Source organism: Pseudoalteromonas sp. GW168-MNA-CIBAN-0100, from assembly GCF_040309225.1.
Taxonomy (GTDB): Bacteria; Pseudomonadota; Gammaproteobacteria; order Enterobacterales; family Alteromonadaceae; genus Pseudoalteromonas; species Pseudoalteromonas arctica.
In genome coordinates this window covers 1-23,492 of sequence record NZ_JBEOOL010000006.1, presented here as the reverse complement: position 1 = coordinate 23,492, position 23,492 = coordinate 1, and the positions used below count along the sequence as shown (strand labels likewise).

The following is a 23,492-nucleotide window of genomic DNA, read 5'->3' as shown; positions in this document are numbered from 1 at the left end:
AAGCGAAACCCAACGATAAAATATCCTATCAAGTAATACCGATACTCTGCATTATTGAATAGTTAGTTTATCATTCGGATATAGCTTTATTTAAAGCTTATATCACCTAGCACTAATCTCTTTTCCCTCAGCTTGCGCTAACTGAATGTATTTACGCTCAACCAGCTGTGAAACCGGCACAAGCTCAAAACCTTGCTTAGTTAGCTCGGGTAAGGCACGGCGTAAAAACTCGATGGTTTCTGGGTAGGGATGAGCAATTGCAATAGCGGAATTATGAGTGATGGCTAGTTGTTTTAATTCTTCCAGCCTTAGCTGGAGTTGTTCTGGTGTAGTTATATTGTCTAAGAACACTTGGCGACTAATATTGGCAACACCTAAAAAGTTAGCAGCACTTTGTGCTTGGCTTAAATCGGTTGTGCGGCTATCTAAAAAATATAAATGGCGCTTTTTAAGTACTTCCATTGTCCACTTCATAGCTTGGCTTTTTTGCGTAAGCGCTGAGCCCATGTGGTTATTAACGCCTTTAACTTGCGGTAAACTAGCGAGAGCTGTTCCAAGAGTTTGCTGAAGCTGCTCTTTATTCATATTTAAAGTAAGCGCGCCAGGTCCGAGTTCTTTACCGTTAAGTGCCTGCATAGGTACATGAAGTAATAACTCTTTGTTTGATTGACTAGCAAGCGTTGCAAAAATTTGCGAATAAGGAGTATGGGGCAAAATTGAATACGACAATTGCCCTGGTAAGGAAAGGAACTCTAAGTCCCGTTGATGATAGCCTATATCGTCTATCACTATTGCTATTTGTTTAGCGCTAATTGTTGCTGAGCTAAAACAAATAGCTAATATTAGCCATTTTATTATTTTCACGTTTATAGTTTTTATTATCTTTTTAGCTTTGTTTAACAGCTTATACAAGCTATTGCATGCTGAGTAATTGTTTTGCTTTAACTAACTGTAAGTCGGCTAAGTTACCAGTAAGTAATTGCGTGTTACTGTTAGTGTGTTCATTTTTTATTATAACGGCTTTATTACTTTGTGAAAGGTTTGTTTGATTAACCGCCACATCTGGAGTTATTCCTATTCCATCAATCGACTTACCTAGCGGCGTAAAGTATTTAGCTGTGGTGAGCTTTAATGCAGTGTTGCCGTCACCTAGCGGAATGAGCGATTGTACAGAACCCTTCCCAAAAGACTGACTGCCAACAACGGTTGCTCGTTTATTATCTTTAAGTGCTGCTGCAAGTATTTCGGCTGCAGAGGCTGAATTTTCATTTATAAGCACAACAATGGGGGCATTTTTTAGAATGTCTCCACGCTTTGCATAAAATGCCTGGTTGGCATCGTAAAAACGTCCTTTAGTCGTCACTATAGTACCACTTTGTAAAAATAGGTCTGATACCGCTACTGCGCTTTGTAATGTACCCCCTGGGTTATCACGTAAATCAATTACTAAGCCTTTAAGTGGGTAACCAAAGTGGCTTTGCAGGGCAGCAACTTGCAGAGCAACCTCATGTAATGTGTGGTTAGAAAAATTATTGATAGCTATATAACCAGTACCAAAATCTAGAAGTTCACTTGTTACGCTTTCGAGGTTTATTTGGCGGCGTGCTACATGAAACGTGAGTGGGTTTTTATTGTTATCACGATTTATAATTAGGTCTATATTTGAAAATTTACTGTCTCTTATTAGTGTTGCTACTTCATCGATTGTAAGGTTTTGGGCTGCTTGGTTGTTTACACTTACAATAATATCACCTTGCAAAATACCCGCTGCTTTTGCGGGGGAGTTATTAACCACATTAACAATAGTCATATTCTCGTCGATATTTTTAACCTCAATACCAATACCGGTGTAACGTCCATTTGTGTTATCAAATAATGAGGTTAGTTCGTGCTCATTTAAGTACTTAGAGTAAGAGTCGAGCTTTGAATATAAACGCTCAAACTGTTGGCTATTATATTTAATGTGGTGGCTATTTTGTAAGGTGAGATCTTCAACGTAGTAGGCATGGATGTTAAAGAGTATTTCGTCTATTTGTTGTCTTTTAAGATCTTTAATCGAGCTTGCTAGTACGTTACTAGAAAAAGCGATTAAGGTTAGTAATACAAGTAAATACAGACTTATATAAAAGCCTGTATTTTTTTGAACAATGGTAATTACTGCAGTTTTTTTAGTTGTCATCAGCTGCTCCAGAGCGGTGCAGCGATTTATTTAATTAAATGCGTTTGCACCATTTTACAGGATTTACTGCGCGTCCTTTGTGGCGTATTTCAAAGTATAGACCAGAACTAGCTTGTCCGCCGCTTTGGCCAACTAAAGCAAGGGTTTCGCCTTCGCGTACCATGTCGCCTACATCTCTTAGCAGTGTTTGGGCATGACCATATAGGCTCATAAAACCTTCACCATGGTCTACAACAATTACCCAACCATAGCCCTTTAGCCAATCGGCAAATACAACTTGGCCGTTATGTACGCTATTAATATTAGTGCCTTCTTTTGCACCAATTAATACGCCTTTCCAATCAATACCACCATGTTTACGTTGGCCGAATGTGTGCTCTAACTTGCCTTTGCTCGGCCAGTCTAATTTGCCTTTGTTTTTATTTAGGCCCAGTAATTCAATTTTCTGTGTTTTTTCTTTTTCGAGTTCTTCAATTGTTGCTACTAAAGTTTGTTGGTTTTCTTTTAAATAGTTTATTGAACTTTTGGTGCTGTTGAGCTGAGCTTGTAAATTTTTAAGATTAGCTTGGCGTTCACTTTGTGCATTAAGCAATGCAGTTTGACGTCTTTTTTGCTCATCAAATAAAAGCGCTAGTTTTTCTTGTGTTTTAACAAGCTCTTCTTGGTTTTGTACTATTTGCTGTTGAAGGTCTTTTAGATCTTCAATTTGTTCAATACGGGCTTTATTTAAGTAGTTGTAATAACTAAGTGTGCGCTCAAATTTTGCAGTGTCTTCTTGATTTAACAGCATTTTAGAGTAGTCGTCGCCACCGGCCATATAGGCGCTTTTAAGTTGCGCGGCTAAAATTTTCTGAAATTGAGTGTGCTTTTTATCGAGCTCATCGGCTTTATTTTGTAGCTCTTTTTGCTGTGTTTTAGTTTCTTTTACTGATTGTTCTGCCATGTTAAGTGCTTTAGCATTTTTAGCTATATCGAGTTCATGGCTTTTTAGGTTTTTTTGTAGCGACGCTATTTTTTTTCTTTGGGCGTTATACTCAGCTTGGCTTTGCTCAAGTGCATTTTGAACTTCTGATAAGTCTTTTTTAGTACGATCCTCATTAGCAACTGCAGATGCAGTCACTAATGAAGTTAGTATTAAACCGCACTTAATTAACCGGTTAATACGTCTATTCATGTGTCATTTCAACATCATGATAGGCGTACCAGTCATTTCGCTTGGTTGCTCCATGCCCATTAAGTGAAGCATTGTAGGGGCTACATCGCTTAATGCCTTACCTTGCATAGGCTCTGCATCGCGACCAACATAAATAAAATGTACCGGTTCACTAGTATGGGCAGTATGCGCTTGGCCTGTTTTAAGATCAGCCATTTGCTCAGCATTACCATGATCGGCTGTTATTAGTGCTTCACCACCAAACTCTTCAAGTGCATCAACAACACGTCCGATACAGCTATCTACAGCTTCACAAGCTTTAACAGCGGCTTCAAATACGCCTGAGTGACCAACCATATCGCCGTTAGGGTAGTTACAAATAATAGCATCGTATTTACCGCTTTTAATTGCTGCTACTAGCTTGTCGGTTAGCATTTCTGAGTTCATTTCAGGTTGTAAGTCGTAGGTTGCAACTTGCGGCGAAGGAATTAGCTCGCGTGTTTCGCCTTCAAATTCACTTTCGCGTCCGCCACTAAAGAAAAACGTAACGTGTGCGTATTTTTCGGTTTCTGAAATGCGAAGCTGTGTTTTGTTATTTTTTTCAAACCACTCACCAAGTACGTTTACTAACGGTGTTGAACCAAAGGCAATAGGTGCATCTATATCGGCTGCATACTCTGTCATCATTACAAATGCACTAAGCTCTGGCGTTCTTTTTCTTGCGAATCCATCAAAATCAGGCTCAACAAAAGCGCGAGTAATTTCGCGGGCTCTATCTGCTCTAAAGTTGGCAAAAATTAGCGTGTCGCCATCGTTTATTGAAGCAGGAGCGGCGCCTGTTGGTGTAATGGTTGTAGCGGCCACAAATTCGTCGTTTTCGTCGCGCTCGTACGCTGCATTAAGTGCCTCTACGCCGTTATCAAAATTAAAGTCACCTTCAGCTAATGCAATTACGTTGTAAGCTTTTTCTACGCGGTTCCAACGGTTGTCTCTGTCCATTGCGTAGTAGCGGCCAATAAGTGACGCCAAACGACCGCATTTAAGTTCGCTAAATAACGCTTCAATACGTTCGATTGACGCTTTAGCACTACGTGGAGGTGTATCGCGGCCATCTAAAAAGCCATGAAAGTAAACTTCTTTAGCGCCACGTTTTGCAGCAAGTTTTATGCTAGCAACTATGTGGTCTTCATGGCTATGCACACCACCTGGGCTTAAAAGACCCATTATGTGGACTGCTTTTCCTGCACTTATCGCTTTATCTATGTTTTCAACTAAGGCTGGGGTTGAATCAAATTCGCCATCGTTAATTGCTTTAGTGATACGGGTAAAATCTTGATAAACAATGCGACCAGCACCTAAGTTCACATGGCCAACTTCTGAGTTACCCATTTGACCATCAGGAAGACCAACATCTAAACCCGAAGCTGATATTAATGTGTGTGGCCGTGTGGCCCATAAATTGTCTAATACCGGTGTGTTAGCTGCAAGAATAGCATTACTTTGCGTATCTTCGCGGTATCCCCAACCGTCTAAAATCATTAATACCAGTGGTTTTTTATGCTCTGTCATAATAGCTCCTGAAAATTAGTATCTGTTGATGGATACTGTGCACCTAAAAGGTTTATTAGCGTGGTTTTAGCATACCGTGTTTTTAAGCTAGGATCAGCATTGAAAACAAGATATTAAATTTTTTCACTTATACCTCATTGACTAACCTGAACTCTGCTTGAGATAGATTTATTATCCAGAGTTCTTGTTAACTATATATGGGGGGCTTTATCGTTTTTTAAACGTCTCTAAGTGCTCCTAAACTCGCATTTTAGGTTGGTTTGGGTATACTTGCGTGGCTAAAGTACAAAATCCTTAAAATATTAGGGCGTGTTGCACTTTGGTGGTTGAATTTGCAGCAGTATGTTTGGTTTTTAGGCAAGGCAGAGCCTATGAAGTGTGGTTACTCCCCATAAATAGGCGATAACGTAGCATAAATACCAAACATACGCTGCCCGTTGGGTTCTTTCTAGGGACTATTACCTCTTTGTTGCTCGGTTTTTACTTAGCCCACTAGGTTACAAATCTCGCGCCGCGATTTAATCGCCCCTAGATTGAACAAATTTCAATCCACAAAGGCCAACACGCCCTAGGTTTAAAACATAATTTCATAGTGGAAGTAGAATGGATCAATATATTGAATTTATTACAAATCATCCCATTTTAAGCCTTGCTTGGGTTGGTATTGTTTTCCTTATTGTTAGTGGCTGGATAAAGAGTAAGCTTTCAGCTGTTCGTCAAATAAATCCTCAGCAGCTTACGTTACTTATTAACCGTGATGACGGTCAAGTAATCGATATACGTGCGCAAAAAGAGTTTAATGCAGGGCGTATTTCTGGTGCTGAGCACTTAAGCCCAGAGAATGCGAAAAAATCTGACTTTTCAAGCCTTGAAAAGTACAAGACTAAACCCATTATAGTTGTATGTACTACAGGTATGACTGCCCAAGGTACTGCAGCCGCTATGAGTAAAGCTGGTTTTGAACGAGTTTACTTATTAGCAGGTGGCATGGGTGCGTGGCAATCTGCCAGCTTACCAACTACAACAGGTCGCTAATCAGTTTAGCTAGGCCGATAGAGGATTTATTATGAGTAATGTTGTTTTATACACCAAGGCGTATTGTCCATTTTGTCAGCGTGCTCTTTCGCTTTTAAACAGCAAAGGCGTTGAATACACAAATTATGATATTGGTGTACAGCCTGAGCTACGCGATGAAATGATTGCCAAAGCAGGTGGTGCAAGCACAGTACCGCAAATTTTTATTAATGATGAACATATCGGTGGCTGCGACGACATGATGGCTATTGAAGCGCAAGGTAAACTTGACGCTAAGCTAAACGCTTAATTTAATTATAATAACGAACAAGTTAGGAATAACAATGAACGAAGAAAATCAAAACGTAGCAGCTGCACAAGACGGCGCACAATTTACTATTCAACGTATTTACACTAAAGATGTATCGTTTGAAACGCCAAACTCTCCGGCCATTTTTCAAAAAGAATGGACGCCAGAAGTTAAGCTAGACCTAGATACACGCTCTAACAAACTAGACGAAGGTGTATTTGAAGTTGTTTTAGCGCTAACTGTAACCGCTTCTCTTGGTGAAGAAACTGCGTTCTTATGTGAAATTCAACAAGCAGGTATTTTCACCATTGCTGAAGTTGAAGAAGTGCAACTTGCGCACATGCTAGGTGCATTTTGTCCTAACGTGTTGTTCCCATATGCACGTGAAGCTGTTTCAAACCTTGTTAACCGTGGTACTTTCCCACAGCTTAACCTTGCGCCAGTTAATTTTGATGCGTTATTTGCACAATACATGCAACAACGTACTGCGCAAGCTGACCAGGCTTCAGCAGACGCATAACTTATGAGTACAGCAACTACAGCTGTTACTGTATTAGGGGCGGGGTCTTACGGCACCGCCCTTGCTATTTGTTTAGCCCGAAATGGTCACCACGTGACACTTTGGGGAAGAAATAGCGACGACGTTGCCACGCTTGCAGCTGAGCGGAAAAATCAACGTTACTTACCTGATGCTCCTTTTCCAGATACTCTTACTCTTGAAGCTAACTTACAACATGCCGTTGCTAGCAGCGCTATTGTACTTGTTGTTGTGCCAAGCCATGCTTTTGGCGACACACTTGCGCAGATCAAACCTGCATTGCAAGACGGTGCTAAAGTAGCGTGGGCAACTAAAGGGCTTGAGCCTAATACTGGACGTTTGTTACAAGAAGTGGCTTTGCAAGAATTGGGTGATGACATTCCACTTGCGGTACTGTCGGGTCCTACGTTTGCAAAAGAAATGGCGATGGGGTCACCTACAGCTATTTCAGTGTCTTCTACGTCGCCTGAATTTGCTCAGCAGCTCGCTGATTTACTTCATTGTGGTCGCTCATTCCGTGTGTATAACAATGATGATTTCATTGGTATTCAGCTCGGTGGTGCGGTTAAGAATGTAATTGCCATTGGTGCCGGTATTTCGGACGGTGTTGGTTTTGGCGCTAATGCGCGTACCGCACTTATCACCCGAGGCCTTGCAGAGCTTACTCGTTTAGGTTGCGCTCTTGGTGCTAAGCCAGAAACCTTTATGGGAATGGCAGGCCTTGGCGATTTAATACTAACGTGTACAGATAACCAATCACGTAATCGTCGATTTGGTTTAGCCCTGGGTAAAGGCGAAAGCGTCGATGCTGCTATTGAGTCAATTGGTCAAGTAGTGGAAGGCTTTAGAAATACCAAAGAAGTGTATTTATTAGCGCAGCGTAGCGGTGTAGAAATGCCGATTACCGAGCAAATTTATAAAGTGCTTTATGAAAATAAAGATATGAAAGAAGCTGCAATGGCGCTATTAGGCCGAGAGCAACGTTCTGAATAATTTTATAAGCGTTTATAAAACTAAAAAACCGACGTTATGTCGGTTTTTTGTTGTTTAGCTCAAAGCTATTTACTGCGCGTTAGGAAAACCCAACTGGCGCCACGACTCGTAAACAAACACAGCTACTGCGTTTGACAAGTTCATGCTGCGGCTATTGGCTTGCATAGGAATACGCACACGCTGCTCTTTTGGCAGTGCTTGGATCATATCGTCAGGCAAGCCGCGAGTCTCTGGGCCAAATACCAAGCAGTCACCCGCTTCGTAACTTGCTTCATGGTGAAACTGACTACCTTTGGTTGTACATGCATATATTTTTTTTGGTTTACATTTTTCAAGGTAATCTTCAAATGAGGCATGGCGTTGAACATGACTAAATTCATGATAATCAAGTCCTGCACGTTTCACGCGCTTATCGTCCCACTCAAAACCTAACGGCTCAATTAAATGTAATGCATAGCCGGTATTGGCACATAGGCGAATAATATTACCAGTGTTAGGCGGTATTTCAGGTTGGTATAAAACAATATCCAGCATAATGAGCCTTATAAAATAATCTGTAGTTTGACGAAGGGCAGTATACACGAAACCTTTTAAAAAAATGATATACTCATACTATTGAGTACTCCTAATTATCGGATTAAAACGTGCATAACCGTAGCTACGAATTTTGGGTTAAAACTTCAAGCATTGTTACCATGGTAATGGTTAGTTTAATGATTGGCGCAAAAACATGGGCATGGCTGGCTTCTGGATCGGCTTCAATGCTTGGCTCGTTAACTGATTCGTTAATGGACATTACTGCCACCGCCATGAGTTTTTTAGTGTTAGGTTACGCACTGCGCCCAGCAGATGATGACCATAGGTTTGGGCACGGTAAAGCTGAAGCACTTGCTGGACTTGGGCAAGCCGCGTTTATTGCAGGCTCAGGTTGCCTACTTGCTTTTCATGGTATTGAGCGTTTATTTAATCCTATACAGTTAAGCCATTCTTTATTAGGTGTGTGGGTAAGTATTTTTGCTATTGCGTGTACGCTCGTCATTGTATTTGTGCAAAATAAAGTAGTTAAATACACCGATTCAATTGCTATAAAAGCCGACTCAGTACATTACAAAGGTGATTTAATATTAAATGCCGCTGTGCTATTAGCTATTTTGTTAGCTTATTATGGTGTGTTGTATGCCGATCCTGTTTTTGCGATAGGTGTAGCGGGTTACTTACTTTATAACAGCTGGGATATTGCTCGCGATAGTGCCGATCATTTAATGGATAAAGAACTGCCAGATGATGAAAAGCAAAGCATATTTGATATAGCCAGAGCCCATGCTGATGTACATGGTGTACATGATATTCGTACGCGCCAAGGCGGAAAAGTTAAGTTTATCCAAATGCACTTAGAGCTTGATGATCATTTAAGTTTGATTCGCGCACATAATGTGGCTGATGAAGTAGAGGCAATGCTTAAAGAACGCTTTGAGTCTGAGGTAGATATACTGATCCACCTCGACCCTTTGTCGGTACTTGTTAAGCCGTCACCGACTCACAAAACTGATACAAGCTCTTAAGCAATGGCTGGCGTATTTCATCACGTTCAAAAAACAGCTCGTGTTTAGCGCCTTCAAAGCTTTTAAGTACAGTGTTTACGTGCCTGTTTGCTAATTTATATTGGGCATTGTTATCAACCACTTCGTCGTTTTGCGCACTGGCAATATAAAGTGGAATAGTCACGCTTAAGTTATCCACAGAAGTTATAAATGCAAACGTCGCATTTAGCCAGCCGTAAGTAACACCGCCGAGCTGTAGTAATGGCTCTTCTTGATATGTTTGCCTAAATAGCTCGTAACGCACTGGGCTGCTGGTTAATACATTTGTAGCAAACTCATCGGGTATGTAATCGGTTTGCCCTAGTGCGTAATTGTCTTTTTGACCCAAAAGGGTTGCAGTACTTGCTATTAATTTAGCTAAAGGCTTTGGTGTATTTTTTGTATAAATATCAAGCATAGGCGCTGATAAAAACGCGCCACTAAAATTGTGTTCGAAATGCGCAAGATAGTCAAATGCTACGGCGCCGCCCATTGAATGACTCACTAACACCTTTTTACCTTGCCAATGAGTATCCACTATTTGTGTATTAAATAAGTTTAGGTCTGCGCTGTAATCTTTAAATTGATTAACATGGCCTTTGTGCTTATTTAGTAGGTGGCGATAAGAGCGGCCTTGTCCTTGGTGATCGGCTATGAATATGGCAAAATTATTGTTATACAGCTCCCATAACAACTCTTTATATTTATCTAACCCTTCAAGGCGCCCAGAGCTTATTACAATGGCATTTTTGGCTTTATCTGGTACGGCATAAGCATAAAATAGTTGCCCGTTAGGTGTATCTAAATAAGCTTTAATTAGCGTGTTTTTATAAAAGTTATTAATTGTTATTTGATTACTCTTAAGCTCACGCTCACTACTATAAAACATGCTTTACTCTTTTATTAATGGCAAGGTTATATTAGCACACAAGCCACCTTGTTCTTTATTTGATAATACTAAACTGCCGCCATGTGCAGTAATAGCATTTTTAGCAATCGCCAGCCCTAAACCCGTGCCACCACTTACGCGATCCCGCGCATCTGATTGCCTAAAAAAGGGCTCGCAAAGCTTGCTCAGTTGGTCATCTGGCACACCAGAGCCATCATCACATATTTCTATATAAATGGCATCAGCATGCTTTAGAGTAATGCTAATCGTATTATTTGCGTATTTAATGGCGTTGCGAAGTAGGTTTTCAAGCGCACTGGCAATAAGGCCTTCGTCGCAATTAATGTTTACGTCTACAGCGCCCACTATATTTAGCTGCTTATTATTTTGTTTTGCTTCAAACTGCGCATCGTTAATAACGTGATCTACAATTATTTGCAGTGATTGTTTTTGCAGTGAAAGTGCTTGGCTTTTTGCTTCTAAGCGAGAAACTTGCAGCACGTCGGCAATCATCTTATCAAGTTGGTTTGCTTCTTTTTCTATGCGTAATAAATACGATTGGCTAGCGTCGTTAGCTTGCATTTGTGCAAGCCCGGTAGCCATTTTTAAACGCGTAAGAGGCGATCGTAATTCATGTGATATGTCGGCTAATAAGCGTTTTTGTGAGCTGATTAAAAGCTCTAACTGATTAGCCATGCTGTTAAAATCTCGCCCTAGTATTCCTAGCTCATCTTTTCGGTTTACAGAAATGTCGGCTCTTGCGCTTAGGTTACCCGCTGATAGTTTAATTGCCGCTTTTTTAAGGCTATTTATAGGGGCTATTAAGTTACGGCTAAATACAAAGCTTAAAATGAGAGATGCAACAATTGCGATGACTATTTTCATCCAATTAGGCATAAGCTTAAAGCGCATTATTAGCGGTGGTTGATGGTTAATATCTATTTCGTAAAGATAAAAACTCCCTTCAGGCACGTTTATATTAACAGGGCCAAAGGCTTGATATTTTTCAGTGAAAATAATTTGCGGTGACATATTTTGAGTGAAGTTTAATAAACTTAAATCGATGCTCTCTGGCACCTCTTTACTACTAAGAGAGTCCTCGCTTTGAGCTGCGCTTAAGTATAAAAGTTTACGCTTTGATAGGCGAGGGTGTACTAATACTTCGCTTAGGCTGCGCTTATGTTTAATAGCAGTGCGCTCAATACTTTTGGCGGTGTATATTAGGTTTTTTTTCATCGGGCCATAAAGTGGCTCGTTAGATACCGCATTAATAGCGGTTATATTACTTAAAAATATAAGCGCTGCTACGGTGCCGATTATAGTTAACCAAAACCAAATAAATACTTTAAAAAACAGGTAGTGCCCAGGATGTTTTAACCAAGCAAAGTAAGTGCTTTTATTCGCCTTGGATAAAGACATAACCCGTACCTCGCATTGTTTTAATTCGCTCACCTGGAATATGCTCAGCTATTTTTTTACGGATATTACTTACATGCATATCGATAGAGCGATCAAAAGAAGCTAAGCGCCTGCCTAGCACTTCTTCGCTAATTTGCTCTTTACTAACAACTTCGCCTGCATTTTTACACAATAGCGTGAGTATTTCGTACTCTGTACCGGTAAGGGTTAGTGTAGAGCCGTCGATTGAGGCCTCTCGCGCTGCAAGGTTAACAGTAATACCATTAACGAGTAACTTACTCGTGGTAGCTGCATTTAAGCTATTAATGTGCTCAATACGGCGTGTTATTGCTTTTACGCGGGCTAGTAATTCACGATGATTAAAAGGCTTTGGTATGTAATCGTCAGCGCCTAGCTCTAGACCAAAAATACGGTCAAAGTCTTCACCTTTTGCAGTAAGCATTATTACCGGTGTGAGTTTTGTTTGCCTAAGCTGTTTAAGCACTTCAAAACCATCAAGCGTTGGTAACATTACATCTAGCAATATAAGGGCGTAGTCATTTGCTTGTGCTAGTTTAAGGCCCTGCTCACCGTCGTGTACGCTTTGTATTTCAAACCCTTGGGCAGTTAAATACTCACTTAATAGCTCACAAAGGCCAGTGTCGTCATCAATCATTAATAGTTTCATTTACAAACCCTTAGAGTTGTTTATAGCGTTATTTTACCCGCTAAATAGTGCAAAGGTGAATCTTTACACAACCTTTACACTGCTTTGCGTTACTTTGCATTGAGTTAGGTATAGTTAACTCACTGGCTTAGCAGCCACAACCAACCCAATATTAAGGTAATGATTATGACTAAATTAAACACACTTTCAAAATTAGTACTTATCTGTGGCTTAGCAACAGCAACTCTTGGTGCTGGTAGCGTATTAGCTAAAGGCGACGGACATAAACAAGGCCATTCTCAAGCTCGCTTTTTACTTTCTGAGCGCAGCGTTGAAAAATTAAGCTTAACAGATGAGCAGCAAACTAAGCTAAAGGCTATTTTTGAAGCGCAAAAAGCACAAATGAAAGCGTTGCGTGGCGATGATAAAGAAGCCCGTAAAGCGATGCGTGAAGCGCACAAAGCTAAAATGGATGCATTACTTTCGGCGGCAACATTTGACGAAAATGCAGCAAAAGAGCTATTAAACGAACGCCGCGAAAAAGGTGAGCAATTTGGTTTAATTAAACTAAAAACGCAACACCAAGTAATGCAAGTACTTAACGCTGTGCAAAAAGAGAAATTTGCTAAAATGCAAAAGCGTATGAATAAAAAGCACAGTAAACAAAAAAGTTAATTATACTTTTTGTAAATACTAAAAAACCAGCTTAATGCTGGTTTTCGTATTTAGGGCATAATGAAGATAAATTACTTAAAAAAGTCATCTTCATTTTTAGCCAGCATAGCTTCAATATCTTCAATCATGTCTTGGCTAAACTCTTCAGCGGACGTGATTGGTGCAGAAATTCTGTTATTTTCAAACGACCATTCACCTAAATCAATTAGCTGACAGCGTTTTGAGCAAAAAGGACGAAATGGGCTTTGCTCTGACCATTCAACTTTAGTTTTACAGGTTGGGCAGTTTACAATAGTAGGCATAATTTACTCTTTACAATCTTTTTCTGCATTTTACATTACTTAGATATGAGTCTCTAGGTATAAGTAAGGCTCTGAATTTAGTGTTCAGAACCTTGTAGCTTTTACTATGAACCTTTAAAAATTAGTCACGCGATTAATTTCACCAAGGGATGTAAGGCCATCGGCTGCTTTGCGTAAACCAGATAAACGTAAATTATTAAATCCGGCTTTAAGTGAAACGTCAGCTATTTCAAGCGAGTTACCACCGCGCATAATAATTTGGGCAATTTCAGGGGTAATTTGCATTACTTCGTAAATACCCACTCGGCCTTTATAACCATCGGTACAGCTATCACACCCTTTAGGCGTATATAACGTCATTTCTTCAATTTGCTTGGCGCTAAATCCTTGGCGAGCCAGTTCTTCACTCGGAAGTTGTTCTGGCGTTTTACATTTAGGGCACAAACGACGTGCTAAACGCTGGGCTATAATTAAGCTGATCGAACTAGCTACGTTATAAGCCGGCACACCCATATTTAATAAACGGGTGATTGTTTCCGGTGCTGAGTTTGTATGCAATGTTGATAAAACCAAGTGACCTGTTTGCGCCGCTTTTATTGATATTTCTGCGGTTTCTAGGTCACGTATTTCACCTACCATAACTACATCAGGATCTTGACGTAAAAATGCACGCAGTGCGTTGGCAAAAGTCATGTCGGCTTTAATATTAATTTGTACTTGGTTTACACCTTCAAGGTTAATCTCAACCGGATCTTCCGCAGTACTAATATTACGCTCTGGCTGGTTTAATATATTTAAACCTGTGTATAGCGATACTGTTTTACCAGAACCGGTTGGCCCTGTTACAAGTATCATCCCTTGAGGCTGGGCAAGCGCATCCATGTAGAGCTTTTTCTGCTCAGGCTCATAGCCTAATACATCAATGCCTAACATAGCGCTTGATGAATCAAGGATACGCATTACTATTTTTTCGCCCCACAAGGTAGGCATGGTACTTACACGAAAGTCGATACTTTTGCGTTCAGTGATTTTTAGTTTTATACGACCATCTTGTGGTTTGCGTTTTTCGGCAATATCGAGTCGCGACATTACTTTAATACGCGCAGAAAGCTTGGTTGCTAATGTATTAGGTGGGCTTGCCACTTCATGCAAAATGCCATCAATACGAAAGCGAATACGGTACTTGTGCTCATACGGTTCAAAGTGTAAATCAGAGGCGCCTTTTTTAATGGCATCCATTAAAATTTTGTTGATGTATACGATGATAGGCGCATCATCTTTATCGTCATCTTGTGGTGCTGTATCTCTTTGGCTTTCTGAGTCTAAATCAGCAAATTCCTGAAACTCGTCATCAGTTAAATTTAGGCTGCCAGTGGCATCTAGTAATTGCTCAATTTTGGTATCGAGTTGAATATAATCAACAACAACAATTTCGCATGAAAGACCGGTACTAAACTCAAAGTTTTCGAATGCGCCGTAATCTGTTGGGTCTGATGCTGCTATATAAACTTTTCGATCTTTTTGAACAAGCGGCAAAATGTGATGTTTACGTATGAGTTTTTCTTTTACGAGATCGGCCGGGATTTTTGTAGGATCAAAATCTTTTAAATCAAAATAAGGTACGCGAAACAAATCAATACATTGTTCAGCTAAATCTTTACTATCGATTTTTCCACATTTAGAAATAAGCTCAGCTGTTGAGGCAAATTCATTTTGTTTGTTTTTAACCGTGTCGGCATCAATGCGGCCAAGGGTTATAAATTTTCTCAATAACGGTGAGTTAATATTCATTGCGCACCTGTTTTATTCCTTCAATAGTAAGCAATTTATCAGAAAAAAGAAGGTGATTACATCACCTTTCATTCTTTGTTGTGATTTTACTAACTAAAATACGAGTTTGTGTGAGTTTGGACAGTGTTAATGTGAGTTAGTTTTGTTGTGTAATGCATATTGTAGGTACTTTTTATGAAGATCAACAAGTTCTATATGCACTAGGTTTAAACTACGGTCGTTATTTAAAATATCATCCGCTTTTTGCTGTTTATCGGCGCGTGACATTTGCGAGGCAATAATACTTTTAACTTGCTCACTACTTGTGTTGTCACGTTTTGCCGTACGCGCTATTTGTACTGAGGTTGGTACGTCAATAAGTAGGGTATGGTCGCAATATTTATCAAGGTTGTTTTCAAATAATAAAGGCGCTACTAAAACAACATAAGGGCTGGTTGCATTATTTAAATCGTTTAGTATTTTTATCCGTATAATAGGGTGCAATAACGCATTAAGCCATTCTTTTTCATTGTTGTTAGTAAATATTTTTGCGCGCAATTCTGCTCTATTTATTGTGCCATCAGGCAATAAAATATCTTTGCCAAAGTGGGCTGTAATCGCTTTTAGCCCTTTGCTATTTGGGAGTACTACTTCACGCGCAATTATATCGGCATCAACTATTGTAATACCAAGTTCTTCAAACATATTGCTTACGGCTGTTTTACCACAGCCAATACCACCTGTTAAACCTAATACCCAGCTGTTTACTTTAGTTATTTGTTCACTCATTTTAATAACCAATTAAATTAAAATAAGCGCCTTGAATTTGGTTGCCCCAAAGCATTGCAATCCAGCCAGCTATCGCTAAATAAGGCCCAAAAGGGATAGGGGTCGCTTTGTCTTTACCTTGTATACTTAACAATGCAATACCTATAATGGCACCCACTACGCTCGAAAGCAGAATAATAGTAAGTAATGACTGCCAGCCAAGTAATGCCCCAAATACAGCGAGTAGTTTAAAGTCGCCGTAGCCCATACCTTCTTTACCGGTTAGTAACTTAAATAACCAAAACACGCTCCACAAACTTAAATAACCGCAAGCCGCACCAATAATGGCATCGGTTGGTGTAATTGTGTAACCCATTACAGAGGCAATAAGTGCAAGCCATACAAGCGGAAGTGTAAGTTGATCTGGCAGCAGCATGTGGTCAATATCAATAAAGGTTAGTGCAACTAAAATCCACGTTACAAAAATATATAAAAGAGCTTGCTCGGTCGTACCAAAACTATAGGCAACAATTAAACTTAATAGGGCAGTAATTAGCTCTACAGCAGGGTATCGGGCCGAAATAGGATTACTGCAACTTGCGCATTTACCTTTAAGTGCTAACCAACTAATAATAGGAATATTCTGCCAAGGCTTAATGGCAGTTTTACATTTAGGGCAGGTAGAGTTGGGTTTTACTAAGTTAAAAGGCTCGTTGATATTGGCTTGTTTAGGTTTATTCCCTGTAAGTTCATCTTCTAACAGTAGTCTGCATTCGCTTTGCCACTCACGTTGCATCATTAGCGGTAAGCGATAAATAACTACATTTAAAAAACTACCAATACATAAACTAATTAAGCCAATAGTGGTTAAATAAAACCACAGTTGGCTTTGCATTACTTCAATAATACTTTGCATATAACGACCAAATAATTAAATAGCGTATTTAAATAAAAATTAAACAACAGAGCCCAATTCGAAAATAGGTAAGTACATAGCAATAATTAGACCACCTACTAGTACGCCTAAAACAGCCATTATTAATGGCTCTAGTAAGCTAGATAAGGCATCTACAGCATCATCCACTTCTTGCTCGTAAATGTTGGCTACCTTTTCAAGCATGCCATCTAAGGAGCCTGACTCCTCACCAATCGCGACCATTTGTATTACCATATCAGGGAATATTTTTGAGTTACGCATTGCCCAGTTCATTTGATTACCAGAGCTAACCTCTGCTTTAATATCTAAAATAGCGTAACGATAAACAGCATTACCTGAAGCGCCTGCGGCAGAATCAAGTGCATCAACCAATGGAACACCTGCAGCAAAAGTGGTCGAAAGAGTACGTGCATAGCGAGCAACGGCTGCCTTATTTAAAATCATGCCAATAACAGGAAGTTTAAGTACTGTTCTGTCAGTTGCGTCCCTAAGCTTTAGACTCCTGAGCTTTGCTTCTTTAAAAGCCCAACCCATAGCTACAACAGAAATTAATGCAACCCACCAATATTCCTGCATAAATTCAGATATGCCAATTACAAATAAGGTAAATGCAGGGAGTTCTGCGCCAAAACCATTAAATATATCTTGGAATTGCGGAACAACAAAAATAAGTAATATGGAGGTAACGATTACAGCAACGACTAATACTGCAATTGGATAAAACATCGCCTTTTTAATTTTTGACTTTAATGCTTCAGATTTTTCTTTATAAATAGCGACACGATCAAATATTTTATCAAGCGCACCTGATTGCTCGCCCGATGCTACTAGGTCACAGTATAAATCATCGAAGTAACGAGGGTGCTTTCTAAGTGATGAAGACAAGGTCTGTCCAGCTTTAACTTCATCACCAATAGTCATCATCAACTTGGCAACACTTTTGTTAGTAGATCCTGAGCCGATCATCTCGATTGATTGTATTAGCGGAACGCCCGCCATCAGCATAGTTGCAATTTGGCGAGTTACAAGCGCAATATCTTTTGGGGTTATCTTTTGAACACTTTGAATGCCAAATAATGGTTTTGCTTTACGCTTTACTTTTGAAGGCGTAATACCTTGCTTTCGAAGCTGTGCTTTAACCAATGCAATGCTATTCCCAGCGATCTCCCCTTCAAGACGTTTCCCTCTAGCACTAACTCCGATCCATTGGAAAGTATCTAAACTTTTTTTATTTGCTTGCTTAGCCATTATAGTGCCTTTATGGATTGATTATACACATAGCTTAAATTACTACATGGTTTTATCTGCGCAACTATCACTTCATCAAGATAGAGGCTACACAGTTTATCTAATAGTTCTTCCTTTAACCTTACGTTTGGAAAATCAATGTCTTTATATAAAATATTATTTTCTAAGTCAGTTATGTAAATCTGATTAGCATGTTCGGGATAAATAGATAACTGCCATTTATCAAAAATAATACCTCTTTGTTTCGAGTTTACTGCTTTTTGATATAGGCTCTTCTTAATAATGACCTTTCCTAAAGCATCTATTTCGAATAAGTTAGCATTTTGCTTAATAGTTCCATTTACATCAACTGTTCCTTTGCTATTGAACATTGGTTGTAAAGAGCTTTCTAAGGGTATGACTCTTTGATTTTTAACTTTAAAGATGCTTTTTCCATCAAACTCTTTTTCTACATCTAACTTTAAGATATCAATAATTGTTGGCGTGATATCAGACAATGCATAATTGAGATTAGTATCAACTGTGCCCAAGTCATAAAGATTATTGTTTTTTAAATACTTAAAGCTGAATAAGGTTTTATACTGAGAGCCCGAAACTATTGATGTCCCATGTCCGGTTAAATTTATTATTTCTGAATATTCATCGTGGCTAGGGGTATCTATATCCCTAGAAAAACTTTCACCATGGTCTGAAACTATAAAAATTAAAGCGTTTTCTAGCAACCCTTTATTTTTTAAATTAGATATATATTTAGAAACTTGGCCATCAACCATTCTTATAGATTCTAGATATTTTTGATAGCTACCTTTTAAATGATTAGCTTTATTATTTGTTTTGTAAGGCCAGTGGGGTAAAGTGAAGTGGCTAGCTGCAAATATTGGTTTTTTAGAAGATTGTAAGCCCAAGTCTATTTTTTTGTTAAACCTTTTTGGGTCGTAAGTAACCCATACAGCTCTATTATTCTGTAAGTGAGGCATAAAGTAGTTAAAAAAATTCAGTCTTGATGTTAGAGCAAGTAAAGGCAGATCTACAAATTTAGATAAGATGAACTCTGCAGCAGTGGCTGGCGGACCTATTATTTTATCGAAAAAAAATCTTTCATCAATATTATTAAAACGTCTTTCATCTTGAATGTAATAATTAATATAACCAGCATTTTTTAAATAATAAGGTAATGTTTTAGTTAAATCTATTTGATTGAAATTAGTTAGGTTTAAACGGGCCTTATTAGTTAAAGGGTAGTCGCCAGTTAAAATACTTACCCATGAAGGGAATGTTCTTGCAACATGTGTATAAGTGTTCGGTAGATATTTTGATTCATCTAAGAAGCCTTGTAAGAAAGGTGTTTGTTTTTCATTTATTTCATCTTGATTTAAAGAATCGATACCGATAATGAATATGTTTGGCTTATCAGTGAGTTGAACACTCGTTACGTTAAAAGAATTAAATTTAGGGATAAGTAAGATTAAAAATATAAATAAAGTCATCTTTATATTTTTAGAAATAAAGAAAGATGATAATAGTAATATAGAAAAAAATAATATCACGATTGTTAATAGTGTTTTATTTGCCAAGTTAGTATGGCTGAAGAATAGGTCAGGATATAAGTAACTGGATAAACTTAGTATAGCTGTTGGTAAAAATAGCCACGTTAAAATTAAACAAAATAAAATAGATAACCTATCTTTCGATATTTTTCTTAAATTACCCGATACAACATTCGCGATTAAACTTATAAAAATTATAGAAATTAAGACCCCAACAGTGAATGTAAATACCTCATATAAAAAAGGGCCATTTGATAGTGCATTAGAAAGTTTTTTTTCTACAGATTTAATTCCTAGGTTTTGTGAACCTAAATGAATATACCAATTAAATAACGTAAAAAAGAAAAATAGGAAGGAAATTAGTAGGTTAATAAGCATAGGATGTATTTCAAGCGTAGCTTAAAGCTACGCTTGATAATTATATTAACGGCAATTAGCTGGTTTGAATTTACCGTCTACAGAACCAGTATTACATGTCCAAGTTATTGAACCACCGCCAGAAGCAATAGATGGCGCGAAAATTATAGTTGCATCATCAGTAACTTTGTCATTGTAAGTAACTGTGATATTACCATTAGCATTTCCGATAGCTACGCTTTTAACTGCGTTGCCAGTGATTGCAGTAGCATCTGGTAGGCCAGCAGTTGTATTGTTTGTAGGCCAAGCAGCTTGTGATACATAGTATTCAGTAACTGCAGCTTTTGCTGATGCGGCTAGAGTTATACCTTCACTTACGTGAGCTCGCTTTGTGTAATCTTGATACGCAGGTAGTGCTACTGCAGCAAGAATACCGATGATTGCTACTACAATCATTAATTCAATTAGGGTGAACCCCTGTTGTTTTTGAGTCATTGTTTTCATGTTTCCTCTCCTAAAGGATAGATTTTTGTAAGTTAAATCACTTAAGCGGCAAGAATGCCTCACTTAATTTAACTGATTTACTTTACAGTTTTACTTAAAATTAATTTTATTACACTTTAGCTTTAGAGTATGAAACACAAAAGCCGTATGTGAATTCATTATGTTTAGTACTAACTATAAAAGTTTACTAAGAGCGCTACATGTTGTAGTAACAAATAATATAGGCATAAAGTAAGTAGTTTAGTACCTTTAGTTTTTAATTATGTCTTTAAAAACTAAAGGTACTAGTTATTTATGACTACCTTTTAAAATAAAATAGTACAACAGAATTAGTCTACCATTTTATTTTAGTATTTAGCACGTATCTTCTTATAAAAAAGCGATTTTATTTAACAAAATGTTACAAAGTAAGCCTTTCGGGTTATTTAATGCTTTTTTACTTAACTTGTCAATCGATTAGCGGTATTAATTGGCAGTTGTTGCTTTAAAATTGTTCAAAACGCATCGATAAATCGATTGATTGTAAGTTTTTTGTTAACGCTCCGCTTGATATAAAATCGACGCCGGCTTGTGAATAAGTTTTGAGCGTTTCTAGGGTCATATTGCCTGAAACCTCTAGTTTTGCACGTTTGTTGGTCAAAATTACAGCTTGTTTAATTTGCTCTACGCTAAAATTGTCGAGCATGATTATGTCGGCACCAGCCTCAATCGCTTGCTTAAGTTCAGGGAGTGATTCTACTTCGACTTCGACAGGTTTGTTCGGGTGGTTTTGTTTAGCTTGAGCTACGGCTTTGTTTATTGTGCCACAAGCCGCTATATGATTTTCTTTAATTAAAAAAGCGTCAAATAACCCAATACGATGGTTTGCACCCCCGCCACATTTTACTGCGTATTTTTGAAGAGCGCGCAGACCAGGTATGGTTTTGCGTGTATCGAGTAGTTGCGTAGTTGTACCACTTAACTCTTTTACGTAATGCGCTGTAGTAGTTGCAGTGCCTGATAACGTTTGCACAAAGTTAAGGGCAGTTCGTTCGGCAGTTAATATTGAACGAGCCGAGCCAATAGCGGTAAATAATGTGCTGTTTGCTTTAACTGCGTCGCCGTCGTTTATTAGTACATTAACCTTAACGCTTGGGTCTACTTGTTTGAATACTTCAAGGATGATGTCTTTTCCGCAAAAAATGCAGTCTTCGCGAGTGATTACTTTGGCGTTGGCTTGCTCGCTCTGAGAGATAAGCTGCGCGGTAATATCTCCGTCTTGAGCTGTTTGATAATTTAGATCTTCGTCGAGTGCAAGAGTGACAAGTTGGCTAACTAAAGAGTGCGGGATAGACATAATAAAAGCTCATAAGCGTTAATAAATTAAGCAAATTTTACTATGTTTATAAAAGAAAGAGAAGCGATTGCCTTTTCGCCAATATAAAGATAAGCGCTTGTAGTAAATTCGCATCTACGTATGGGTTTGAATTATTTGTAGGTGAGGTTTTATACCTCGCTTGTTACTATCATTTTTTTAATAAATCCATTAGCATCAGTGCTATGTATATCTTGATATTTATATAATAAACGTATCATGAAAATAGATTTAGACGGTGTTTTAAGTACGGTAGCACAGCGGCCTTGTTCGCATTTTGATGAGCGCCCTGATGAGGCTGATATTTCTTTATTGGTTATTCACAATATATCATTGCCAGCAGGGCAGTTTGGTACACCTTTCGTTGATGAGTTATTTATGGGGTGCATTGATTGCAATGCTCATCCGAGTTTTAGTGACTTAAAGAATTTACGTGTATCGGCCCATTGCTTTATAAAGCGCACCGGTGAGGCTATACAATACGTACCTTTTGAAAAGCGTGCTTGGCATGCAGGCCAATCTGAGTATGAGGACGCGCCTGCGTGTAATAACTTTAGTATTGGTATTGAACTTGAAGGTACCGACACCGCACCATATTCTTTAGAACAGTACAAAACATTAACTATAATTAGTAAATCTATAATGCAACGCTATCCAAAAATTACCCCTTCGCGTATTGTTGGGCATTGCGATATTGCTCCAGGGCGTAAAACCGATCCTGGTAGTAGCTTTAATTGGCCATTGTTTTTTAATATGCTTGAACAGCTAAGTTAAGAGAGTTATTCCCATGATTTTAGTTTCTATAATAATTGCATTAATACTAGAGCGCTTAGGGGCTCGGTCTAATTACTGGCAGATAAGTTATTACGCAAATGGTTATTTAAATCGCTCTAATAAATTACTTGGTGATAAGGGCTTATTTAGCTCAGCACCGGGCTTTTTAATTTGGCTTTTACTTCCAGTGATTGCGATGGCACTAATTTATTGTTTATCTGATTTTGTTTTGTGGCAGTTGGGCATTAATATCGCGGTGCTTTTGGTTTGCTTTGGTTGTGCTAAGCAGCGTGCTTTATATAAGTCGTATTTAAATGCGTTAACGCGAGATGACGGTACTGCTGCATCTTTATATGCGTTGCAAATAGGTCAAAAGCGTACTGATGATCAAGATGGTGGCGAAACCTTTGGGCAAACATTGGCGTGGGTAAACTTTAGATTTTACTGTGCGGTTATTTTTTGGTTCGTTGTTTTAGGCGCGCCAGGTGCGGTTTTATATGCACTGGTACGTACTTTAGCTGATTTAGTACGAGAAGATCATAAAGTAATATTTGCTAAGCGTTTTAAACTTATACATAAATTATTGTTTTGGCTCGACTGGTTACCTGCACGTATTACCAGCTTTGGTTATTTAGTAATAGGTAACTTTAATAAAGGCACAAGCTGTTGGCTACGTTACGTACTTAACTTTAAATCTCCAAACCGAGAAGTAGTAACATGTACTGCGCTGGCTGCAGAGCAAGTTGAAAAGCGTTATTACGGCTGTACCTACGAGGCCACTTGTATGATTAAGCTTGTTAAGCGCAATGTATTATTTTACTTAGTACTTATAGCACTACTTACATTATTTGGTGGACTATCGTAGTCGCGATTTTACATCGCGCATCGTTTTTTCGTTTGGGAGATTAGTTGCCAAATGTCGCGGGGTAAACCCGCTGCTACGATATTGCGTAGTCGCGATTTTAT

Annotated in this window: 24 protein-coding genes; 8 read left to right on the top strand and 16 right to left on the bottom strand. The window is 38.7% G+C overall.

Features of this window, described 5'->3' with window-relative positions:
• Positions 1-102: 102 nt before the first annotated feature.
• Genes AAEY62_RS04835 through gpmM form a run of 4 tightly spaced genes read right to left on the bottom strand, consistent with a single transcriptional unit; the run spans position 103 to position 4,901 of the window.
• Positions 103-864, bottom strand: a complete 762-nt coding sequence (locus AAEY62_RS04835; protein WP_101163301.1) for a divergent polysaccharide deacetylase family protein — start codon at positions 862-864, stop codon at positions 103-105.
• A 49-nt stretch (positions 865-913) separates the two neighbouring features.
• Positions 914-2,179, bottom strand: a complete 1,266-nt coding sequence (locus AAEY62_RS04830) for a S41 family peptidase (protein ID WP_101163290.1) — start codon at positions 2,177-2,179, stop codon at positions 914-916.
• A 34-nt stretch (positions 2,180-2,213) separates the two neighbouring features.
• Positions 2,214-3,353 carry a murein hydrolase activator EnvC family protein gene (locus AAEY62_RS04825; protein WP_024606965.1) on the bottom strand — a complete coding sequence of 380 codons (1,140 nt, stop codon included), beginning with the start codon at positions 3,351-3,353 and terminating at the stop codon, positions 2,214-2,216.
• Positions 3,354-3,356: 3 nt separating this feature from the next.
• Positions 3,357-4,901, bottom strand: a complete 1,545-nt coding sequence (gene gpmM, locus AAEY62_RS04820; RefSeq protein ID WP_101163289.1) for a 2,3-bisphosphoglycerate-independent phosphoglycerate mutase — start codon at positions 4,899-4,901, stop codon at positions 3,357-3,359.
• Between the two features lie 603 nt (positions 4,902-5,504).
• Here gpmM and AAEY62_RS04815 point away from each other — a divergent pair.
• Genes AAEY62_RS04815 through gpsA form a run of 4 tightly spaced genes read left to right on the top strand, consistent with a single transcriptional unit; the run spans position 5,505 to position 7,756 of the window.
• On the top strand, positions 5,505-5,936 hold the full coding sequence (locus AAEY62_RS04815; protein ID WP_002957784.1) for a rhodanese-like domain-containing protein: 432 nt from the start codon (positions 5,505-5,507) through the stop codon (positions 5,934-5,936).
• 31 nt (positions 5,937-5,967) lie between these two features.
• Positions 5,968-6,225 carry a glutaredoxin 3 gene (gene grxC, locus AAEY62_RS04810; RefSeq protein WP_002957783.1) on the top strand — a complete coding sequence of 86 codons (258 nt, stop codon included), beginning with the start codon at positions 5,968-5,970 and terminating at the stop codon, positions 6,223-6,225.
• Positions 6,226-6,259: 34 nt separating this feature from the next.
• A complete protein-coding gene (gene secB / locus AAEY62_RS04805; RefSeq protein ID WP_007582825.1) occupies positions 6,260-6,745 on the top strand; it encodes a protein-export chaperone SecB in 486 nt (161 codons plus the stop codon).
• Positions 6,746-6,748: 3 nt separating this feature from the next.
• On the top strand, positions 6,749-7,756 hold the full coding sequence (gpsA, locus tag AAEY62_RS04800) for an NAD(P)H-dependent glycerol-3-phosphate dehydrogenase (protein WP_007582822.1): 1,008 nt from the start codon (positions 6,749-6,751) through the stop codon (positions 7,754-7,756).
• A 69-nt stretch (positions 7,757-7,825) separates the two neighbouring features.
• Here gpsA and trmL read toward each other — a convergent pair whose 3' ends face one another.
• Complete coding sequence (gene trmL, locus AAEY62_RS04795; RefSeq protein WP_007582820.1) at positions 7,826-8,290, bottom strand: tRNA (uridine(34)/cytosine(34)/5-carboxymethylaminomethyluridine(34)-2'-O)-methyltransferase TrmL; 465 nt, start codon at positions 8,288-8,290, stop codon at positions 7,826-7,828.
• Positions 8,291-8,400: 110 nt separating this feature from the next.
• Here trmL and AAEY62_RS04790 point away from each other — a divergent pair, with 110 nt between their 5' ends.
• Entirely contained in the window at positions 8,401-9,318 is a 918-nt protein-coding gene (locus AAEY62_RS04790) for a cation diffusion facilitator family transporter (protein WP_480342925.1), read from the top strand.
• Here AAEY62_RS04790 and AAEY62_RS04785 read toward each other — a convergent pair.
• From AAEY62_RS04785 to AAEY62_RS04775, 3 genes are read right to left on the bottom strand one after another with little or no spacing between them, the layout of a single operon-like run.
• Complete coding sequence (locus tag AAEY62_RS04785; protein WP_350602905.1) at positions 9,278-10,225, bottom strand: alpha/beta fold hydrolase; 948 nt, start codon at positions 10,223-10,225, stop codon at positions 9,278-9,280. The genes AAEY62_RS04790 and AAEY62_RS04785 overlap by 41 nt on opposite strands.
• Positions 10,226-10,228: 3 nt before the next feature.
• Positions 10,229-11,644 (bottom strand): ATP-binding protein, encoded by a 1,416-nt coding sequence (locus AAEY62_RS04780; RefSeq protein ID WP_010553357.1) that lies wholly within the window; start codon positions 11,642-11,644, stop codon positions 10,229-10,231.
• Positions 11,622-12,311 carry a response regulator gene (locus AAEY62_RS04775; protein WP_007586150.1) on the bottom strand — a complete coding sequence of 230 codons (690 nt, stop codon included), beginning with the start codon at positions 12,309-12,311 and terminating at the stop codon, positions 11,622-11,624. The genes AAEY62_RS04780 and AAEY62_RS04775 overlap by 23 nt, the downstream gene beginning before the upstream one ends.
• 165 nt (positions 12,312-12,476) lie before the next feature.
• Here AAEY62_RS04775 and AAEY62_RS04770 point away from each other — a divergent pair, with 165 nt between their 5' ends.
• Complete coding sequence (locus AAEY62_RS04770; protein ID WP_350634674.1) at positions 12,477-12,965, top strand: Spy/CpxP family protein refolding chaperone; 489 nt, start codon at positions 12,477-12,479, stop codon at positions 12,963-12,965.
• A 71-nt stretch (positions 12,966-13,036) separates the two neighbouring features.
• Here the strand turns inward: AAEY62_RS04770 and yacG are convergent, their stop codons facing one another.
• The 8 genes from yacG to nadC form a co-directional block, all read right to left on the bottom strand.
• Complete coding sequence (gene yacG, locus AAEY62_RS04765; RefSeq protein WP_007586146.1) at positions 13,037-13,267, bottom strand: DNA gyrase inhibitor YacG; 231 nt, start codon at positions 13,265-13,267, stop codon at positions 13,037-13,039.
• A gap of 114 nt (positions 13,268-13,381) precedes the next feature.
• Entirely contained in the window at positions 13,382-15,058 is a 1,677-nt protein-coding gene (gene pilB / locus AAEY62_RS04760; protein ID WP_101217071.1) for a type IV-A pilus assembly ATPase PilB, read from the bottom strand.
• 126 nt (positions 15,059-15,184) lie between these two features.
• The gene (coaE, locus tag AAEY62_RS04755; protein ID WP_350634673.1) at positions 15,185-15,826 is read right to left on the bottom strand and encodes a dephospho-CoA kinase; all 642 of its coding nucleotides are present in this window, start codon (positions 15,824-15,826) and stop codon (positions 15,185-15,187) included.
• A 1-nt stretch (position 15,827) separates the two neighbouring features.
• Complete coding sequence (locus AAEY62_RS04750; protein ID WP_350634672.1) at positions 15,828-16,721, bottom strand: prepilin peptidase; 894 nt, start codon at positions 16,719-16,721, stop codon at positions 15,828-15,830.
• 39 nt (positions 16,722-16,760) lie between these two features.
• On the bottom strand, positions 16,761-17,990 hold the full coding sequence (locus AAEY62_RS04745) for a type II secretion system F family protein (RefSeq protein WP_350634671.1): 1,230 nt from the start codon (positions 17,988-17,990) through the stop codon (positions 16,761-16,763).
• Positions 17,990-19,915, bottom strand: coding sequence for a sulfatase-like hydrolase/transferase (locus tag AAEY62_RS04740; protein WP_350634670.1), 1,926 nt, complete (start codon positions 19,913-19,915; stop codon positions 17,990-17,992). Before AAEY62_RS04740 ends, AAEY62_RS04745 begins: the two co-directional genes overlap by 1 nt.
• Before the next feature lie 45 nt (positions 19,916-19,960).
• Positions 19,961-20,398 (bottom strand): pilin, encoded by a 438-nt coding sequence (locus AAEY62_RS04735; protein WP_277344629.1) that lies wholly within the window; start codon positions 20,396-20,398, stop codon positions 19,961-19,963.
• 484 nt (positions 20,399-20,882) lie between these two features.
• Positions 20,883-21,734, bottom strand: a complete 852-nt coding sequence (gene nadC / locus AAEY62_RS04730) for a carboxylating nicotinate-nucleotide diphosphorylase (RefSeq protein WP_350634669.1) — start codon at positions 21,732-21,734, stop codon at positions 20,883-20,885.
• 237 nt (positions 21,735-21,971) lie between these two features.
• Here nadC and ampD point away from each other — a divergent pair, with 237 nt between their 5' ends.
• Entirely contained in the window at positions 21,972-22,526 is a 555-nt protein-coding gene (gene ampD, locus AAEY62_RS04725; RefSeq protein WP_350634667.1) for a 1,6-anhydro-N-acetylmuramyl-L-alanine amidase AmpD, read from the top strand.
• A gap of 13 nt (positions 22,527-22,539) precedes the next feature.
• Complete coding sequence (gene ampE / locus AAEY62_RS04720; RefSeq protein WP_007586130.1) at positions 22,540-23,391, top strand: beta-lactamase regulator AmpE; 852 nt, start codon at positions 22,540-22,542, stop codon at positions 23,389-23,391.
• Positions 23,392-23,492: the final 101 nt, after the last annotated feature.

Excerpts from the sequence above, each read along its gene's own strand:
- AAEY62_RS04830 (WP_101163290.1), bottom strand. The coding sequence starts at position 2,179 with ATGACAACTAAAAAAACTGCAGTAATTACCATTGTTCAAAAAAATACA.
- AAEY62_RS04825 (WP_024606965.1), bottom strand. The coding sequence starts at position 3,353 with ATGAATAGACGTATTAACCGGTTAATTAAGTGCGGTTTAATACTAACT.
- gpmM (WP_101163289.1), bottom strand. The coding sequence starts at position 4,901 with ATGACAGAGCATAAAAAACCACTGGTATTAATGATTTTAGACGGTTGG.
- AAEY62_RS04815 (WP_002957784.1), top strand. The coding sequence starts at position 5,505 with ATGGATCAATATATTGAATTTATTACAAATCATCCCATTTTAAGCCTT.
- grxC (WP_002957783.1), top strand. The coding sequence starts at position 5,968 with ATGAGTAATGTTGTTTTATACACCAAGGCGTATTGTCCATTTTGTCAG.
- secB (WP_007582825.1), top strand. The coding sequence starts at position 6,260 with ATGAACGAAGAAAATCAAAACGTAGCAGCTGCACAAGACGGCGCACAA.
- gpsA (WP_007582822.1), top strand. The coding sequence starts at position 6,749 with ATGAGTACAGCAACTACAGCTGTTACTGTATTAGGGGCGGGGTCTTAC.
- trmL (WP_007582820.1), bottom strand. The coding sequence starts at position 8,290 with ATGCTGGATATTGTTTTATACCAACCTGAAATACCGCCTAACACTGGT.
- AAEY62_RS04785 (WP_350602905.1), bottom strand. The coding sequence starts at position 10,225 with ATGTTTTATAGTAGTGAGCGTGAGCTTAAGAGTAATCAAATAACAATT.
- AAEY62_RS04780 (WP_010553357.1), bottom strand. The coding sequence starts at position 11,644 with ATGTCTTTATCCAAGGCGAATAAAAGCACTTACTTTGCTTGGTTAAAA.
- AAEY62_RS04775 (WP_007586150.1), bottom strand. The coding sequence starts at position 12,311 with ATGAAACTATTAATGATTGATGACGACACTGGCCTTTGTGAGCTATTA.
- AAEY62_RS04770 (WP_350634674.1), top strand. The coding sequence starts at position 12,477 with ATGACTAAATTAAACACACTTTCAAAATTAGTACTTATCTGTGGCTTA.
- yacG (WP_007586146.1), bottom strand. The coding sequence starts at position 13,267 with ATGCCTACTATTGTAAACTGCCCAACCTGTAAAACTAAAGTTGAATGG.
- pilB (WP_101217071.1), bottom strand. The coding sequence starts at position 15,058 with ATGAATATTAACTCACCGTTATTGAGAAAATTTATAACCCTTGGCCGC.
- coaE (WP_350634673.1), bottom strand. The coding sequence starts at position 15,826 with ATGAGTGAACAAATAACTAAAGTAAACAGCTGGGTATTAGGTTTAACA.
- AAEY62_RS04750 (WP_350634672.1), bottom strand. The coding sequence starts at position 16,721 with ATGCAAAGTATTATTGAAGTAATGCAAAGCCAACTGTGGTTTTATTTA.
- AAEY62_RS04745 (WP_350634671.1), bottom strand. The coding sequence starts at position 17,990 with ATGGCTAAGCAAGCAAATAAAAAAAGTTTAGATACTTTCCAATGGATC.
- AAEY62_RS04740 (WP_350634670.1), bottom strand. The coding sequence starts at position 19,915 with ATGCTTATTAACCTACTAATTTCCTTCCTATTTTTCTTTTTTACGTTA.
- AAEY62_RS04735 (WP_277344629.1), bottom strand. The coding sequence starts at position 20,398 with ATGAAAACAATGACTCAAAAACAACAGGGGTTCACCCTAATTGAATTA.
- nadC (WP_350634669.1), bottom strand. The coding sequence starts at position 21,734 with ATGTCTATCCCGCACTCTTTAGTTAGCCAACTTGTCACTCTTGCACTC.
- ampD (WP_350634667.1), top strand. The coding sequence starts at position 21,972 with ATGAAAATAGATTTAGACGGTGTTTTAAGTACGGTAGCACAGCGGCCT.
- ampE (WP_007586130.1), top strand. The coding sequence starts at position 22,540 with ATGATTTTAGTTTCTATAATAATTGCATTAATACTAGAGCGCTTAGGG.